At 41.1% G+C, this 569-nt stretch carries 1 pseudogene; it reads left to right on the forward strand.

From position 1 onward, the window contains the following. Positions 1–81: 81 nt before the first annotated feature. A pseudogene (locus ACFSR0_RS05775) lies at positions 82–569 on the forward strand (IS3 family transposase); the annotation flags it as partial.

Below are 569 nucleotides of genomic sequence, written 5' to 3' on the forward strand. Positions count from 1 at the left end.
TGTTTATGGCAGAATAAAAGTACACACGGGGCGGTGCGGACATAATCCTGGACCAAAAATGAACTCAGGAGGAATGCCCGTATGTTTTCCCACGAAGAACGTGTAAAAGCAATTCAATTATTCTTAAAGTACGATTGTTCCTATGCAGCTACCATTCATGAATTAGGCTATCCGTCAGTTGGCGCACTTCGCAAATGGTACAAGGAATATTTGATATCTGGAGAGCTTCATTCGGATTACCGAAAAAAATCAAAGTATACAGAAGAACAAAAACGAATAGCTGTGAATCATTATTTTGAATATGGACAGTGCTATGCAAGGACGATTCGACTGCTTGGTTACCCTAATCGAGAGTCTTTACGGCAATGGTGTGAAGAACTAGCGCCTGGGGCTAGAAAACTTAGGAAAAGTGCGGTAAAGTTAAGCCAAGATCAAAAAGATGACGTGTTGAGAAAGTTTTACAAGCCTCGAACCAATAGAAAAAAGTTAGCGAAAGATGAAGGCGTCAGTCGAGGATCGCTTTACCAATGGAAAAACACGTTTCTTGGAAAGGATTTCCCATTGCGCAT

It is taken from the genome of Enterococcus camelliae, assembly GCF_042685105.1.
GTDB lineage: Bacteria > Bacillota > Bacilli > Lactobacillales > Enterococcaceae > Enterococcus_G > Enterococcus_G camelliae.